This window comes from Cereibacter sediminicola, assembly GCF_007668225.1.
GTDB classification, from domain to species: Bacteria; Pseudomonadota; Alphaproteobacteria; order Rhodobacterales; family Rhodobacteraceae; genus Cereibacter_A; species Cereibacter_A azotoformans.
Genome location: NZ_VDEK01000003.1, coordinates 1 through 14,203, shown reverse-complemented (window position 1 = coordinate 14,203; position 14,203 = coordinate 1). Strand labels below are relative to the sequence as shown.

At 68.3% G+C, this 14,203-nt stretch carries 15 protein-coding genes and 1 pseudogene; 11 read left to right on the top strand and 5 right to left on the bottom strand.

From position 1 onward, the window contains the following. Positions 1-44: 44 nt before the first annotated feature. Entirely contained in the window at positions 45-704 is a 660-nt protein-coding gene (locus FG154_RS02660; protein WP_145104110.1) for a Crp/Fnr family transcriptional regulator, read from the bottom strand. A 373-nt stretch (positions 705-1,077) separates the two neighbouring features. Here FG154_RS02660 and FG154_RS02655 point away from each other — a divergent pair, with 373 nt between their 5' ends. Beyond that, on the top strand, positions 1,078-1,587 hold the full coding sequence (locus FG154_RS02655; protein ID WP_145104108.1) for a VPLPA-CTERM sorting domain-containing protein: 510 nt from the start codon (positions 1,078-1,080) through the stop codon (positions 1,585-1,587). 52 nt (positions 1,588-1,639) lie between these two features. Here FG154_RS02655 and FG154_RS02650 read toward each other — a convergent pair whose 3' ends face one another. After that, complete coding sequence (locus FG154_RS02650) at positions 1,640-3,139, bottom strand: CoA-acylating methylmalonate-semialdehyde dehydrogenase (RefSeq protein ID WP_145104106.1); 1,500 nt, start codon at positions 3,137-3,139, stop codon at positions 1,640-1,642. Between the two features lie 102 nt (positions 3,140-3,241). Here FG154_RS02650 and FG154_RS02645 point away from each other — a divergent pair, with 102 nt between their 5' ends. The 3 genes from FG154_RS02645 to coaD all read left to right on the top strand — a co-directional run bounded on the left by FG154_RS02645 (position 3,242) and on the right by coaD (position 5,178). Then, positions 3,242-4,135 (top strand): LysR family transcriptional regulator, encoded by an 894-nt coding sequence (locus FG154_RS02645; protein ID WP_145104104.1) that lies wholly within the window; start codon positions 3,242-3,244, stop codon positions 4,133-4,135. A 50-nt stretch (positions 4,136-4,185) separates the two neighbouring features. Further along, entirely contained in the window at positions 4,186-4,620 is a 435-nt protein-coding gene (locus tag FG154_RS02640) for a CBS domain-containing protein (RefSeq protein ID WP_145104102.1), read from the top strand. A 69-nt stretch (positions 4,621-4,689) separates the two neighbouring features. Beyond that, positions 4,690-5,178 carry a pantetheine-phosphate adenylyltransferase gene (gene coaD, locus FG154_RS02635; protein ID WP_011908424.1) on the top strand — a complete coding sequence of 163 codons (489 nt, stop codon included), beginning with the start codon at positions 4,690-4,692 and terminating at the stop codon, positions 5,176-5,178. 85 nt (positions 5,179-5,263) lie between these two features. Here the strand turns inward: coaD and FG154_RS02630 are convergent, their stop codons facing one another. Beyond that, on the bottom strand, positions 5,264-5,419 hold the full coding sequence (locus FG154_RS02630; protein WP_145104100.1) for a DUF1127 domain-containing protein: 156 nt from the start codon (positions 5,417-5,419) through the stop codon (positions 5,264-5,266). Positions 5,420-5,678: 259 nt separating this feature from the next. On the opposite strand from FG154_RS02630, the gene FG154_RS02625 reads away from it, so the two are divergent. From FG154_RS02625 to FG154_RS02595, 7 genes are all read left to right on the top strand, one after another. Then, on the top strand, positions 5,679-6,440 hold the full coding sequence (locus FG154_RS02625) for a motility protein A (RefSeq protein ID WP_145104098.1): 762 nt from the start codon (positions 5,679-5,681) through the stop codon (positions 6,438-6,440). 7 nt (positions 6,441-6,447) lie between these two features. Next, entirely contained in the window at positions 6,448-7,551 is a 1,104-nt protein-coding gene (locus FG154_RS02620) for an OmpA family protein (protein ID WP_145104096.1), read from the top strand. 192 nt (positions 7,552-7,743) lie between these two features. Further along, a complete protein-coding gene (locus FG154_RS02615; protein ID WP_145104094.1) occupies positions 7,744-8,154 on the top strand; it encodes a hypothetical protein in 411 nt (136 codons plus the stop codon). Positions 8,155-8,173: 19 nt separating this feature from the next. After that, a complete protein-coding gene (locus FG154_RS02610) occupies positions 8,174-10,006 on the top strand; it encodes a M10 family metallopeptidase (protein ID WP_145104092.1) in 1,833 nt (610 codons plus the stop codon). A 120-nt stretch (positions 10,007-10,126) separates the two neighbouring features. Next, a complete protein-coding gene (locus FG154_RS02605) occupies positions 10,127-11,113 on the top strand; it encodes a ChuX/HutX family heme-like substrate-binding protein (protein ID WP_145104090.1) in 987 nt (328 codons plus the stop codon). Positions 11,114-11,332: 219 nt separating this feature from the next. Further along, entirely contained in the window at positions 11,333-11,554 is a 222-nt protein-coding gene (locus tag FG154_RS02600; protein ID WP_145104088.1) for a hypothetical protein, read from the top strand. A gap of 140 nt (positions 11,555-11,694) precedes the next feature. Further along, on the top strand, positions 11,695-12,888 hold the full coding sequence (locus tag FG154_RS02595) for a cytochrome b/b6 domain-containing protein (protein WP_145104086.1): 1,194 nt from the start codon (positions 11,695-11,697) through the stop codon (positions 12,886-12,888). A gap of 115 nt (positions 12,889-13,003) precedes the next feature. Here FG154_RS02595 and FG154_RS02590 read toward each other — a convergent pair whose 3' ends face one another. Together FG154_RS02590 and FG154_RS21855 are read right to left on the bottom strand one after the other, a co-directional pair. Beyond that, the gene (locus FG154_RS02590; RefSeq protein ID WP_145104084.1) at positions 13,004-13,576 is read right to left on the bottom strand and encodes a YceI family protein; all 573 of its coding nucleotides are present in this window, start codon (positions 13,574-13,576) and stop codon (positions 13,004-13,006) included. A gap of 229 nt (positions 13,577-13,805) precedes the next feature. Continuing rightward, positions 13,806-14,198: pseudogene (locus FG154_RS21855) on the bottom strand (transposase); the annotation flags it as partial. Positions 14,199-14,203 lie beyond the last annotated feature (5 nt).

Here is a 14,203-nt window from a genome sequence, read left to right as displayed (position 1 = left end):
CTAGCCGAGGCGCGGCGCCCGGTCTGTGACCTGATCACCGAGACTTAGCCCGCGCCATCCACGGCTGCGATCCGGCGCAGGGCCCCCGGATCGAGGAGCCGCACCCGTCCGCGATCGGTCCGCACCCAGCCGCGCCGGGCGAACTGGTCGAGCCGCCGCGAGACGACCTCGCGGGCGGAGCCGATGCGGGTGGCGAGATCGGCCTGGGTCGCGGTGACCTCGTTCGCCTCGGCCATGGCGAGGAGCGTGCTGGCCAGCCGGCTTTCGACGCGCTGGAAGGCCACCCGTTCCAGCACATGCATCATGGTCTGCATCCGCGTGGCGAAGGCGGTGAACACGAAGCCGCGGAAGGCGGCGCTCTCGTCCATCAGGCGCAGGAACAGCGGGCGCGGGATCACGACCGCGCTCACCTCTGTCGCGGCGATCGCCTCGCCGGTGTAATCCTCGCCGCCCATCAAGCCGAGCGTGGTCTGGACGCAGCTTTGCCCCGGCTCGACCGCATAGAGCAGGATCTCGCGGCCGGTGGGGCCGGTCAGGAAGACCTCGACCCGCCCCTCGAGGACGACGACGAAGCCCTGCGCCGCATCGCCGGGCCGGAACATCAACGTGCCGCGGGGCAGGCGGACGGGGCGCAGGGCCTCGAGGCGGCCGCGGCAATCCTGCGAGAGACCGGAGAGATCGGGTGCCTGGTCAAGCCATGTCATCTTCTGTCCTTTCGGATCGTCGTGATGGTCAAGAAGACAGAAGCGGGAGCGAGGTCAAGCGCGGCTTCGCCGCGAGCCCGCGACTCGAACGCCGGCCGTCCGCCGTCATGCTGGCGCGGCGGTGGTCGCTCGGTGGTGGGGCCAGACCTGCAGAGGGCGGCCGTCCGCCGGCCAATGCACGTCAGGATTGCCAAAACAGGGGCCGATCTTCTCCCACGCTGCGTCCATCGGCAGAATGTGGCAACAATGCGTTATTAAGTTGAAGGATGGGCCAAAAAGTGTTAGGAAAAAGGCAGTTATCATTCCGAGGTTTCTGATGTTCTTCCTACGAGATTTCGCACGGGCGCTTCCCGCCGTTGCCGTGGCAGCCTTCATGGCCGGGACGGGAAGCGTGTCGGCCGCGACGGTGGTCTCCTGCCCGGGAACGGCCATTATTACCGATCAGGATTTCACCGTCGGGACAGACAGCGGTTCGGCCAGCTGTTTTGCCTACGGTCCCGGCAACGTCAGCCTTCCGGGCGCCAACTTGCTGGACAAGACCGACGACGGGGACGCTCCGGGCAGCGTGACCCTCTCTGTCAGCGGCCTTGGGGGAACCTCCGGCTTCTGGAGCATCTTGGTGCCGACGGGCTACAAGCTGACGAACGCGATCCTCGCCTTCAAGACCGGCGTGGCGACCTACAATCCGGACTGGGCCGCGTTCTCGTTGACGGATGGCGCCTTGAGCGGTTCGTGGAGTGTCGACAAGAAGCACGGCCTGTCGCACGCCGGCCTTTACGGCCGACTGGAAGTTTCCGAGGTTCCGCTCCCGGCCACGGGGCTTCTGCTTCTGGCCGGCCTCGGCGGTCTTGCCGTGATGAGGCGCCGGCGCAAGCTGGCCTGAGGCGCCATCTGCGAGGGAAGAAGGGCGGCCGACCGGGCCGCCCTTCGCCGTTTCAGTCCATCGCCTTGAAGTTGAAGGCCGAGCCTTCCTTGATCCCGCTCGGCCAGCGCGAGGTGATGGTCTTGGTCCGGGTGTAGAAGCGGAAGGCGTCCGGCCCGTGCTGGTTCAGGTCGCCGAAGGCCGATTTCTTCCAGCCGCCGAAGGTGTGATAGGCCAGCGGCACCGGGATCGGCACGTTGATCCCGATCATCCCCACATTCACCCGGTTGGCAAAGTCGCGCGCCGCGTCGCCGTCGCGGGTGAAGATCGCGGTGCCATTGCCGTATTCGTGGTGCATGGCGAGGCCGAGCGCCTCTTCGTAGGAGGCCGCGCGGACGGTCGAGAGCACCGGGCCGAAGATCTCCTTGCGGTAGATGTCCATCTCGGGCGTGACGTGGTCGAAGAGATGCGGGCCGACGAAGAAGCCGCTCTCGTAGCCCTGGAGCGCGAAGTTGCGGCCGTCAACCACCAGCTTCGCGCCCTGCTCGACGCCCGAGTTCACGAGGCGCAGGATGTTCTCCTTCGCAGCCGCCGTCACCACCGGGCCGTAATCCACGTCGTTGCCCGCGGTATAGGGGCCGACCTTCAGCTTCTCGATCCGCGGGATCAGCCGCTCGATCAGCGCGTCGGCGGTTTCGTCGCCCACCGGCACCGCGACCGAGATCGCCATGCAGCGTTCGCCGGCCGCGCCGTAGCCCGCGCCCACCAGCGCATCCGCCGCCTGGTCGAGGTCAGCATCCGGCATGATGATCATGTGGTTCTTGGCGCCGCCGAAGCACTGCACGCGCTTGCCGTTCGCGCAGCCGCGGGAATAGATGTATTCCGCAATCGGGGTCGAGCCGACAAAACCGATCGCCTGGATCGTGGGATTGTCAAGGATGGCGTCCACCGACTCCTTGTCGCCGTTCACCACCTGCAGCACGCCATCGGGCAGGCCAGCCTCCTGGAAGATCTCGGCCAGCAACAGCGGAACCGAGGGATCGCGTTCGGACGGCTTCAGGATGAAGGCGTTTCCGGCCGCCAGCGCCGGGCCCATCTTCCACAGCGGAATCATCGCGGGGAAGTTGAAGGGCGTGATGCCCGCGGCCACGCCCAGCGGCTGGCGCATCGAATACATGTCGATGCCGGGGCCCGCGCTGTCGGTGAACTCGCCCTTCAGAAGATGCGGCGCGCCGATGCAGAACTCGATCACCTCAAGCCCGCGCTGCACGTCGCCCTTGGCGTCGGGCAGGGTCTTGCCGTGCTCGCGGCTGAGAGCTTCAGCAAGCTTGTCCATGTCGCGGTTCAGAAGGCGCACCACCTCCATCATCACGCGGGCGCGGCGCTGCGGGTTGGTGGCGCCCCATTTCACCTGCGCCGCGGCGGCCGAGGCCACGGCCGCGTCCAGCTCGGCTTTCGAGGCGAGCGGCACGCGGGCCTGCACCTCGCCTGTGGCGGGGTTGAACACGTCCGCAAAGCGGCCCGAGGTGCCCTTGACGTGCTTGCCGTCGATCCAGTGGCTCAGTTCTTCCATGGAATCCTCCCTTGGTTGGGCGGCAGGATAGCTTGCAATTCCGGGTGAGAAAGCGGCAAGAGTTCAAAAGCGTCTTGCAGAAATGCCCGAACGGAGGCCGCTTTGGACTGGGACGACCTGCGCATCTTCCTTGCCGTAGCGCGCGCCGAGAGCCTGTCGGGGGCGGGCCGCGGACTGAGGCTGGATCCCGCAACGGTGGGGCGGCGCGTGGCGCGGCTCGAGGAGGCGCTGGGGGCGCCTCTCTTTGCCAAGAGCCCGCAGGGCTACGCGCTGACCGAGGCCGGCCAGCGGCTGCTGGCCCATGCCGAGCGCGCCGAGCAGGCGGTGATCGAGGCGGCCGAGGATCTGCAGGGCGCGGCAGGGCTCTCGGGGCAGATCCGCATCGGGGCGCCGGATGGCTGCGCGAACTACCTGCTGCCGCAGGTGCTGGCTGCGATCTGCGACGGGAACCCCGGGCTCGAGGTGCAGATCGTGGCCCTTCCGCGGGTCTTCAACCTCTCGAAGCGCGAAGCCGACATGGCGATCGGGGTGAGCCGGCCCGAGGCCGGGCGGCTGCGGGTGCAGAAGCTGGCCGACTACCATCTGCATCTGGCGGCCAGCCGGGACTATCTGGCGCGCCACCCGCCGATCGCCACGCTCGAGGATCTCGTGGCGCACCGGATGGTGGGCTACATCCCCGACATGATCTTCGACAAGGAGCTGGATTACCTGACGGGGCTCGGCTCGGGGGCGGTGCCTTTCGCCTCGAACTCGGTGTCGGTGCAGCTCAACTGGCTGCGGGCCGGGGCCGGGGTGGGGATCGTGCATGATTTCGCCATGCCTTCGGCGCCCGAACTGGTGAAGATCCTTCCGGAGGCGCTCAGCCTCAGCCGCAGCTTCTGGCTTATCCGGCATCAGGACGATGCCCGGCTCGAACGGCTGAACAGGTTCGCCGATGCGCTGGCGCAGGGACTGAAGCGGGAAGTCCTACGTCTGGAGGGCATGACTCGCCCGTAAATTGCGTTAGACTGACTCTCAGATGGAGAATTCGGGAGGAGGCCCGCAAGATGCTCGTTCAGCAGATACTGAAGACCAAGTCCGATGATGGTGTGGTGACGGTTCCGCCGGGGTCGAGCGTCGCGAAGGCGGCCGAGGTGCTGTCTTCGCGCCGGATCGGCGCGGTCGTGGTGTCGCGCGATGGCAAGCAGCCGGACGGGATGCTCTCCGAGCGCGACATCGTGCGCGAACTGGGGCGCCGCGGGCCCGGCTGCCTCTCGGACACGGTCGAATCGATCATGACCTCGAAGATCGTGACCTGCGCCTGTTCCGACGAGGCGGACGGGATCATGCAGATCATGACCGAGGGCCGCTTCCGCCACCTGCCGGTGATGGCCGAGGGCGAGATGGTCGGGCTGATCTCGATCGGAGACGTGGTCAAGGCGCGCCTGTCGGAGCTGTCGATGGAGAAGGATGCGCTGGAAGGAATGATCAAGGGATTCTGACGCGGCGTTTCGGGCTTGCATCCCGCTGCGCGATGCGTTTGCGTGCCTTCCGACCAAGTGGGAGGCATCATGCGCATCGGTCTATACCCCGGCACCTTCGATCCGCTGACCCTCGGCCATCTCGACATCATCCAGCGCGCGATGGCGCTGGTGGACCGTCTGGTGATCGGCGTCGCCATCAACCGGGACAAGGGGCCGCTGTTCTCGCTCGAAGAGCGCGTGCGCATGGTCGAGAGCGAGTGCCGCGCCATCGCCGCCAACGGTGGCGAGATCGTGGTGCATCCGTTCGAGAATCTGCTGATCGACTGCGCCCGCGACGTGGGGGCCTCGGTGATCCTGCGCGGACTGCGCGCGGTCGCCGATTTCGAATACGAGTTCCAGATGGTCGGCATGAACCGGGCGCTCGATGCGGGCATCGAGACCGTGTTCCTGATGGCCGACGCCCGCCGTCAGGCCATCGCCTCGAAGCTGGTCAAGGAGATCGCCCGGCTCGGCGGGGATGTGTCGAGTTTCGTCACGCCCGATGTGGGCGCGGCGCTGATGGCAAAGTATCGCTGAATCGGCCAGCAAGGGGGCCCGGCCCGCCGGAGGGGCTGGCGGATGCACAGCCCGCATCGCGGCGGATGACCGGCAGGATGCTGCCTCAGCCCCAGACGGCCCGGCGGGCAAAGGCGTCCACGTCGTAGATGTCGAGGTCGAGCCGGGTGTCGATCGGCAGGCGGGCCAGTTCGGCGCGGGTGCGCCGGTAGCGGGCATGGTCGCGCAGCACGGCGAGAATCGGTTGGATCAGGGTTTTCATGTCATGCGTCCTTCGAGAGTTCCTTTCCTCCTGGCCCCCTAATTGGCGTCGAATGTTGGCGCTAACAACGGCCGTTATCGCCGTGCTGCCATGCAGCATGCGCAAGGCGCGAGAGGCGGCGGCAGGCGCCGTGCAGCACCCGCACACAGGCGCCGCGCTGAGCACGCTCTCGTGATCGTGCGCGGAACGATCGAAGGGCGTCTCTGGCTGGCATGTTTCTTGCCGCTCCTGCCGCGGATGGTGGGACCAGAGGGCCGGCATGGACATCGCAGCAATCATCGGACTGATCGGGGCCGTCATCATGGTCGTCGGCTCGATGATCTATGCGGGCGGCGTATCGCCCTTCGTGGACATTCCGTCCTTCTTCATCGTGGTGGTGGGCACGGCCTTCATCGTCCTCGCCATGAAGCCGTTTCCGGTCTTTCTCGGCCATTTCAGGGCCATGTCGAAGGTGTTCAAACCGACGCGGTTCGACACGAACGAGGTGATCTCGGTCATGGTCGAGCTGTCGAACACCGCCCGCAAGGACGGGATCATGGCGCTCGAGGGCAAGGCGGTGCCCGATCCGTTCTTCGAGAAGGGCCTGCAGCTTCTGGTGGACGGCACGGACGAGGCCAAGCTCGTCAAGCAGCTCAAGTACGAGATCAAGGCGATGAAGGTCCGCCACGAGGCCTATCAGGGCGCGGTCAAGGCCTGGATCGACATCGGCCCCGCGATGGGGATGGTGGGCACGCTCATCGGGCTCGTGCTGATGCTGGGCAACATGACCGACCCGAAGTCCATCGGCCCCGCCATGGCCGTCGCGCTGCTGACGACGCTTTACGGCGCGCTGATGGCCAATGTGATCTTCGCGCCGATCCTCAACAAGCTCGAGGGCTACTCGGCCGACGAGGTGACCTACCGCGAGCTGGTGATCGAGGGGCTGCGCGGGATCGCGCGCGGCGAGTCGGCGCGGGTGATCGAGGATCAGATGGTCTGCGCCCTCGACCGCAAGCAGCAGTTGAAGCGCAAGGCCGCCTGAGGACGTCATGGCAGCCAAACCCAAGGTCGTCCGATTTCAGCCTCCCGTCCCTGACGACGACGGGGACGGCGACGAATGCCCGAAATGCCCGCCTCCGGGGGCGCCGGCCTGGCTCGCGACCTTCGCCGACATCGCGACGAACCTCATGGCCTTCTTCGTGCTGATCCTGGGTTTTGCCAAGTTCGACGAGCCCTCCTTCAGCAAGATGGCCGGGGCGATGCGCGAGACCTTCGGCTTCCACTCGATCCGCGACGCGACCTCGGGCAACACGGTGATCGAGCTGGGGATGCCGCCGGCGGACCCTGACGGGCTGCATCCCGACGAACGCTCGGACATGGGCGGCAGTGAAGAGCCGGGGGGCGACGCGCCCGAACGGGTGGCCGAGGCGCTGCGCGAGGCGCTCGAGCGGGGCGAACTGCAGGTCCGGGCGGAAGACGGGTCGGTCGTGATCGAACTGCCGGGCAAGCCCGCAGCGCAGGCGCTCGCACAGGCGCTGGCCGAGGCCGCGGGGATCGGCACCGGCCCCTTGCCCGAGCCGCAGACCACGGCCCAGCCGCGGCCCGAGCCGCAGGCGGGCCCCGCCGGTCCGGGCGAGGGCACGGGCGCGCCGGCCGGTCCGCCGGTGGGCGGAGAGCAGGGGGCGGCGCTGCGCAAGTCGGTGCGCGCCGAGCTGGACACGCTGCGGCTGCGCAATGCGCTCGACCGCGAGGTGGCCGAGGGGCTGGTGAAGGTCGAGCAGATGGATGGCAAGGTCTTCGTCAGCCTTGGCGCGGGCGGCTCCTTCACCTCGGGCTCCGATGTGCTGTCCGAGGACGCGCGGGCGGTGATGTCGAGGATCGCCGAGGCGACGCAGCATCCCGAGCGGACGATCACCGTGACCGGGCACACCGACAACGTGCCGGTCGCGGGCGGGGTCTTCCGGGACAACATCGCCCTTGCGGCGGGCCGGGCGGCCAGCGTGGTGCGCGAACTGGTGGCCTCGGGCGGGGTCGATCCCAGCCGCATCACCGCCGTCAGCCGGGGTGAGTTCGATCCGGTCGCGGACAATGCGACAGAGGCCGGCCGCACCCAGAATCGCCGGATCGAGATCGAGATCGCCTATGACGACTAGCGCAGGACGAAGGTGAACTGCCCGGGGCGCAGGTGCGGCGCCCGGCCTCGCGCGGGATGGCTCGGAACGGCCAGGCCCGAAGCGGAGCCGGCAGGGGCGAACGCGGCCGATCCCTCCAATCCGCCGGATGTGACGCTTGCCGCACTGCCATGCCTTCGGATAATCATGCGCCGTTTGACATAGGATGGGCCCGTGCCTCTCGATCTGAGAATCGGCATATTGACGCTGTGGGTTGCGACAGCGGCGACGGCGGGCGGGCAGCCCAGCCTCTCGTGCGAGGGACCGGCCGGCGCCGAGGATATGGTCGAACAGCTCTGCCGGACGCTGGAGGAGGTGGTTCGGGAGCGCCACGGGCTTGATCCGGTCCGGGGCGAGGCTGCGCCGGTCGTTTTGCACCTCCGGCTGGTCGCGGCGCGCCCCACGGCGCTCTCGGCGCAGCTGCACTGGTCTTCGGGCGACGCCGGCGGCGAAAGCCCGGTTCTCGACCTGACGGTCGAGGACAGCGATGCCATCCCCGCATCCGCCCTGCCGGGCTTCGTGAGAACCCTCGTGGAGCTTGTGGAACCTCCGCTTCCTCCGGCTGCGAACCGGCCAAGCGAATGACCCAAGAAGGAACCGCCCCATGAACCTCTCCTCCCTGTTCCCGTGGGCGGTCGGACCGGCCGGCTTGCCGAAGGCCGTGGCCGCGACCGTCTCGCGGTATCTGGGGCCCTCCGGCGACGATGGGCCGGGGCTCCTGTGGTCGGCCGGGGTTTCCGATCGGCCCGCGGGTCGGGGCGCCCTCGACCTCAAGGCCGTGGCCACGCCCGTGCCGGAGGAAGCCGCCTCGTCCGGCCGCCCGCAAGAGGCCAGGGTCTTCGACTGGGCCCTGTTCAGCGGCCCTGCGCCTGCCCGCAGCAATGAGCCTGCCGCAATCTCGGTTCAGCGGGACGAGGCCTTCGCCTTCCCGATCGGTTCGTCCACCACGACCAGCCCGTCGTCCGCACCGACCTTCGGATCGGCGCAGGCCATCGCCAAGCACCTCGTGAGCGGTTACTGGGAGTGGAAAGGCGGCTCGGCGCACGGTTTCGACGTGAAGCCGGGGGGCACGCTCAACGTGGATATCTCGGGCCTCACCTCCGACGGCAAGCGCCTTGCGACCCTCGCGCTGGAGAGCTGGTCGGACGCGACCGGAATCCGTTTCAACACGAACCCGGCGCGGACGGCGACGGTCCATATCACGATGGATGATGACCGATCCGGGGCGAGCACGTCCTCGACCTACACGGGCAGCAAGATCCTGAAGTCCCATGTGAATATCGGCACGAAATGGCTCTCGGACTACGGGACCGACGTCAACGGCTACTCGCTGCAGACCTACATCCACGAGCTTGGCCACGCGCTGGGTCTGGGCCATCCGGGGAACTACAACGGCTCGGCCAGTTACGGCACCGACAACCTGTTCCTCAACGACAGCTGGCAGATGTCGGTCATGTCCTATTTCAGCCAGACCGAGAACACGTCCATCAAGGCCGACAAGGCGTTCGTCGTCACGCCGATGATCGCGGACATCGTGGCGGTCCAGATGATCTACGGCACGCCAAGCGGCATCCGCGCGGGGAACACCACCTACGGCGACAACTCGAACGCCGGCGGCATGTATGACCGGATCGCGAGCCTGCCGGGGCGCGAGGTCGCCTGGACCATCTACGATCAGGGCGGCCGCGACATCCTCGACCTGCGGTCGGCGACGGCGGCGCAGGTGATCGACCTGCGGCCGGGCAGCGTCTCGAATGTCTATGGCGCCGTCGGCAATCTCACCATCGCGCAGGGAACGGTGATCGAGGTAGCGCGCGGCGGCAAGGGCGATGACGTCATCTTCGGCAATTCGGCCAACAACGACCTGGGCGGGGGCGGCGGCTCGGACACGCTGCGCGGCGGGGCGGGCAATGACATCTACCGCGTGGACGGAGGCGACCGCGTGATCGAGCTTGCGGGCAACGGCGTCGACCGCGTGATCTCGAGCGCGAGCTTCCAGCTCGGCGCGCATGTCGAGAACCTGACCCTGACGGGGAACCGCGCGATCAACGGCACGGGGAACGATCTGGCCAATGTGATCGTCGGCAATGGTGCGGCCAATGTGCTGACCGGGCGGGGCGGGGCCGACAGCTTTGTTTTCTCCACCGCCCTCGGCGGCGGAAATGTGGACCGGATCACCGATTTCAACGTGGTGGATGACACGATCCGGCTGGACGACGCGATCTTCCGGGCCCTCGCGCCCGGGCGCCTGGCGAATTCCGCCTTCAGCGCGAACGCGGCTGGCCGGGCCAAGGATGCGACCGACCGGATCATCTACGAAACCGATACCGGCGCGCTCTGGTACGACGCCGACGGCACGGGCCGGGTGGCGCCGATCAAGTTTGCCGTGCTCGCACCCGGCCTCTCGGTCACGGCTGCGGATTTCCTCGTCATCTGAGGGGCGAGCGACGGCCGCCTGCGGGGGCGGCGGCAAATTGCGCCTTTCGGGCGGGCGGCAGCTCGTGGCACCCATGCAGGGCCACCCGCCACGCTGGCACAGCCGAGAGGAGATGAGCCGATGACCCCTGCCGAGATCCGCAAGGCCCGCGCCGCCAATCACCGCGCCCGTGCCCGCGACTTTGCCGACAGCCACGGTCTCGCCGAGGCGGCGCTGGTCGCGGCCTTCATCGGGCCGGGGGTCGTGGCGGTGGAGGCCCGGCCCGAGAGGCTTCTGCCGCTCGTCCGGCAGCTGGGCGAGGCGCTGGCCCTGACCCGCAACGCCTCGGCCGTGCAGGAGCGCGAGGGCCGCTACGGTCCGCTCGCGCCGCGCGGCGAGGGATGGGCGCTGACGGGCGACGGGATCGAGCTGCAGCTCGATCCGCAGCACTGGGTTCATGCCTTTGCCGTCACCGAGGAAACCGCGAAAGGGGCCAAACGCTCGATCCAGGTCTTCGACGCGGCGGGCGAGGCGGTGCACAAGATCCACCTGACCGGGACCAGCGACCTGGCGACCTTCGGGCGCCTGATCGAAGAGCTGCGGCTTGCCGAGCAGAGCGACGATCTTCCGCTCGTTCCCGCGGCCCCGGCCGCCCCGTCGGGCAGCCCAGCCGGCGGGGGCCTCGCGCAGCTGTGGCAAGAGGCGCCCTCGACAGAGGCCCTCGCTGCGCGTCTGACGGCCGCGGCGATGTCGCCGCCCGATGTCCTCAAGGAACTGGGGGCGCCGCGGGCCCGGCCGCTTCGGCCCGTCGCGATGACCGAACTGCTTGAGCGTGCGGCCGCGGGCGGCGTTCCGCTGGAGATCCGCGGTGGCAACCCCGGATGCCTGCAGATCTTCCGCGGCCGGGTGGAGCGTATCCTGCCGGCCGGCTACTGGATCAACGTCATGGACCCCGGCTACAACCTGCATCTGCGCACCGACCATCTCGCTTCGGTGTTCCTGACCGACCGGGGCCCAGCCGGCGGCCTGACGGTCGAGGCCTATGATGCGGCCGGCCGGCTGATCCTTGCCGTCACGGGCGAGGCGGAATGGGACGCGGTGGCGCACGGTCTTTCGGCCGCGCCCTGACCCGCCGGATCGCCCCCGCCCTGCGCCCATGCCGAGGGGCGTGATCCGCTCTCCTTCGGAGGGGGTTGCGGCCGTTTGAGACGTGGACGCGCGCCCGCCGCGCAGGCTAGGCAATCAGCAGACGCTGCGGCTCTGACCCGGTGGGCGCCGCGGGCGCCCTCGGCCCCCGGACAGGACGGGCCGCGCGCCGCTCGACCCTCGCGCAGCACGGAGACTGCCATGCGCCCTGCCACCATCGTCCGTTCCATCCGGGGCTGTCCTGCCAGCGAGGTGCCGCTCGACGAGACGCGACTCGCGGCGCTTCTCGCCACGAACGATGACGAATTTCCCGACGAGGCCGCCCTGCTGCGCCACCTTCGCCGGGGCCGTCCGGTCTACATGATGATGGGCGAATACAGGCTCCGGCCCGAGGACCAGTTCCGTCTGGTCCATTGCAGCTGAGCCCGCGCGCCGGTTGAGGTCTGTGGTCTGCTGAGCCCGCGGCTGCCGGGGTCCGCACCTTCTGCACAGCGCCTGTGCGTCGCTTCTCGTATCGGGCCCGCGGGATTTCCTCTAGCTCTCGGCGCGAAAGGAGATCCTCAATGGCCCTCGGCAACACACCCCGCAGGTACGGAACGATAGAGCGCGGCTTCCACTGGCTGATGGCGCTCATGATACTGAGCGCCGCCCCTCTTGGCATCCTGGCCGAAGGGCTTCCCTACGACACGGCCGAGGCGGTGGCGCGAAAGGCGCTGCTATTCTCGCTGCACAAGACCCTTGGCGTCACGATCTTCCTGCTGGCGCTGGCCCGTCTTGTCTGGGTGGCGATCCAGCCGCGGCCCGCGCCGCTTCATCCCGAGCGGCGGCTCGAGACGGCACTGGCGGGTTGGGTGCACGGGTTCCTCTATCTCTCGCTGGTGCTGGTGCCCCTCGCGGGGTGGGTGGAACATGCCGCGACCGACGGCTTCGCGCCGATCCTCTGGCCGTTCGGGCAATCGCTGCCGCTGGTGCCCAAGTCGCCCGCCGTGGCGGAGGTGGCCGCCACGCTGCATGTAACCTTCGCATGGGGCCTGATCGCGGCCATCGGGCTGCATCTGGCGGGCGTTGCCAAACATGCGTTGGTGGATCGCGACGCGACGCTCGCGCGGATGGTCCGCGGCGTCGAGGGAGGGCGGGGTCCGGCCGCCCGCCACCGGGGACCGGCCCTGGCCGCGCTTGCCGTCTATGCAGTCGCTGCGGGCGCCGCGCTGGCCCTGATGCCCTCCGACAGGCCCGGTTCGTCGCCGGCGCTGGCCGAGGTCGCCTCGGACTGGGTGGTCGAGGAGGGGGCCCTGACCTTCACGGTGCGCCAGATGGGCAGCGAGGTCACCGGCTCCTTCGAAGAGTGGACCGCCGCCATCCGCTTCGAGCAAGAGCCGGTTGCGGGACGGAGCGGCGATGTCCGCGTGACGATCGCGATGCCGAGCGTGAGGATCGGCTCGGTTACCAGCCAGGCGCAGGAGGAAGAGTTCTTCAACGTGGCCGGTCATCCCGAGGCGGTCTTCGCCGCCGACATCGTGCCGGAGGGGGCGGGCCATGTCGCGCGGGGCGTGCTCGACCTCCGGGGTGTCGAGGTGCCGGTCGATCTGCCCTTTGACCTCGCGATCGACGGCGGGACGGCGCGGATGACGGGGTCTGTCACGCTGGACCGTCGGGATTTCGGCATCGGCCAGAGCTACGCGGACGAGGCGACGGTCGGCCATGAGGTGCGGGTCGATGTGGCGCTGACGGCGCGGCGGGCAGTCACGGCGGAGTGATCCGGGCTGCGCGCGGACGGGCGCAGGCTTCCGCGCGAAAAGGGCCGCCGGTGGCGGCCCTTCCGTTTCAAGCGCGCCAAGGGCAAACCTGCCTCCCGACGCGAACCGATGCGCCTCACTCGGCCTTCATCGCCTCGATCGAGATCTGGATCTGCACCTCGTCGGACACGAAGGGCGCGAACTGGCCGAGATCGAAGTCCGACCGCAGGACCGTGGTGGTGGCGTCGAACCCGGCCCAGGGCTTGTTCTCCATCGGGTGCATTCCAGCCTGGTTCAGCGTCGCGTCGAGCACCACGGGCTTCGTCACGCCGTTCAGCGTCAGGTCGCCGGTGATCTTCGCCGTCTTCTCGCCAGTCACCTCGATGTCGGTGGAGGTGAAGGTCACCATCTCGTCCTCGCCCGCATCGAAGAAGTCGGCCGACATGAAATGTTCGAACCGCGCTTCCCAGCCGGTCAGCATCGACCGGACCGGGAAGGAGACCGTGACCGACGAGGCGGCCGGATCGTCCTGGTCGAACGCGATCTCGCCCTCGAAGCCCGAGAACATGCCGCTCCCGGTCGAGAAGCCGAGGTGGTTGTAGGTGAAGACGATCTGGCTGTGGCTTGGATCGAGGACATAGGCTTCGGGTGCGGCGACGGCAGCCGAGGCGGAGAAGGCGAGGGCGGTTGCAAGGGCGATGTGCTTCATTCCGATTTCCTTCCTGGATGATGCGAGACAGTCGCCCGCGGATGCCGGGATCACAATGCACAGGCATCAACAACCGATGTGCATGGAGGAACATGGTGTCCGGCGGCATGGCATTGAGAGCCAGGTCCTGCCCCCGTTTGGTGGGGCACTTTGCAGGCGGTCGCAATAGTGGGTACGTCGGAATGGTTTCCCTTGGCAGGCGGAGTGGGGGAGGTCCGCTGACGGTCAGGAGGGCTTGGATCTTCATGTTGTCGAGCCTCCTGCGGACGGCTCTGGCCAGTCCGTGGAGCTTCTCGGCCGTGCCGTGCTCGCCTTCGACTCGCCAGCCGTGGCGAGTGTAGACCGCGTGTTCGTCCTCGCCCCATGCCAGGCGTTTGCGTTGGGCGCGTTGGAGGGCCGCGTGGTTGGTGACGATATGCACTCGACGGGATGGCGCGCCTTGCGGGAGGCACTGTGCCTTGAGCGGGCAGCGGCCACAGTCGCGCCGGTCCGCGCGCTGCCACTTTCCGGATTTCATGATATAGCTGGGGGGCAGCCGCTTCTTCGCCGCACACCGAGTCACGTCATTATGACGGCTCGGTGGCCGCTGCCAAGATGGAGATCCGCGCGTCCCGCTCCTCATAAAGG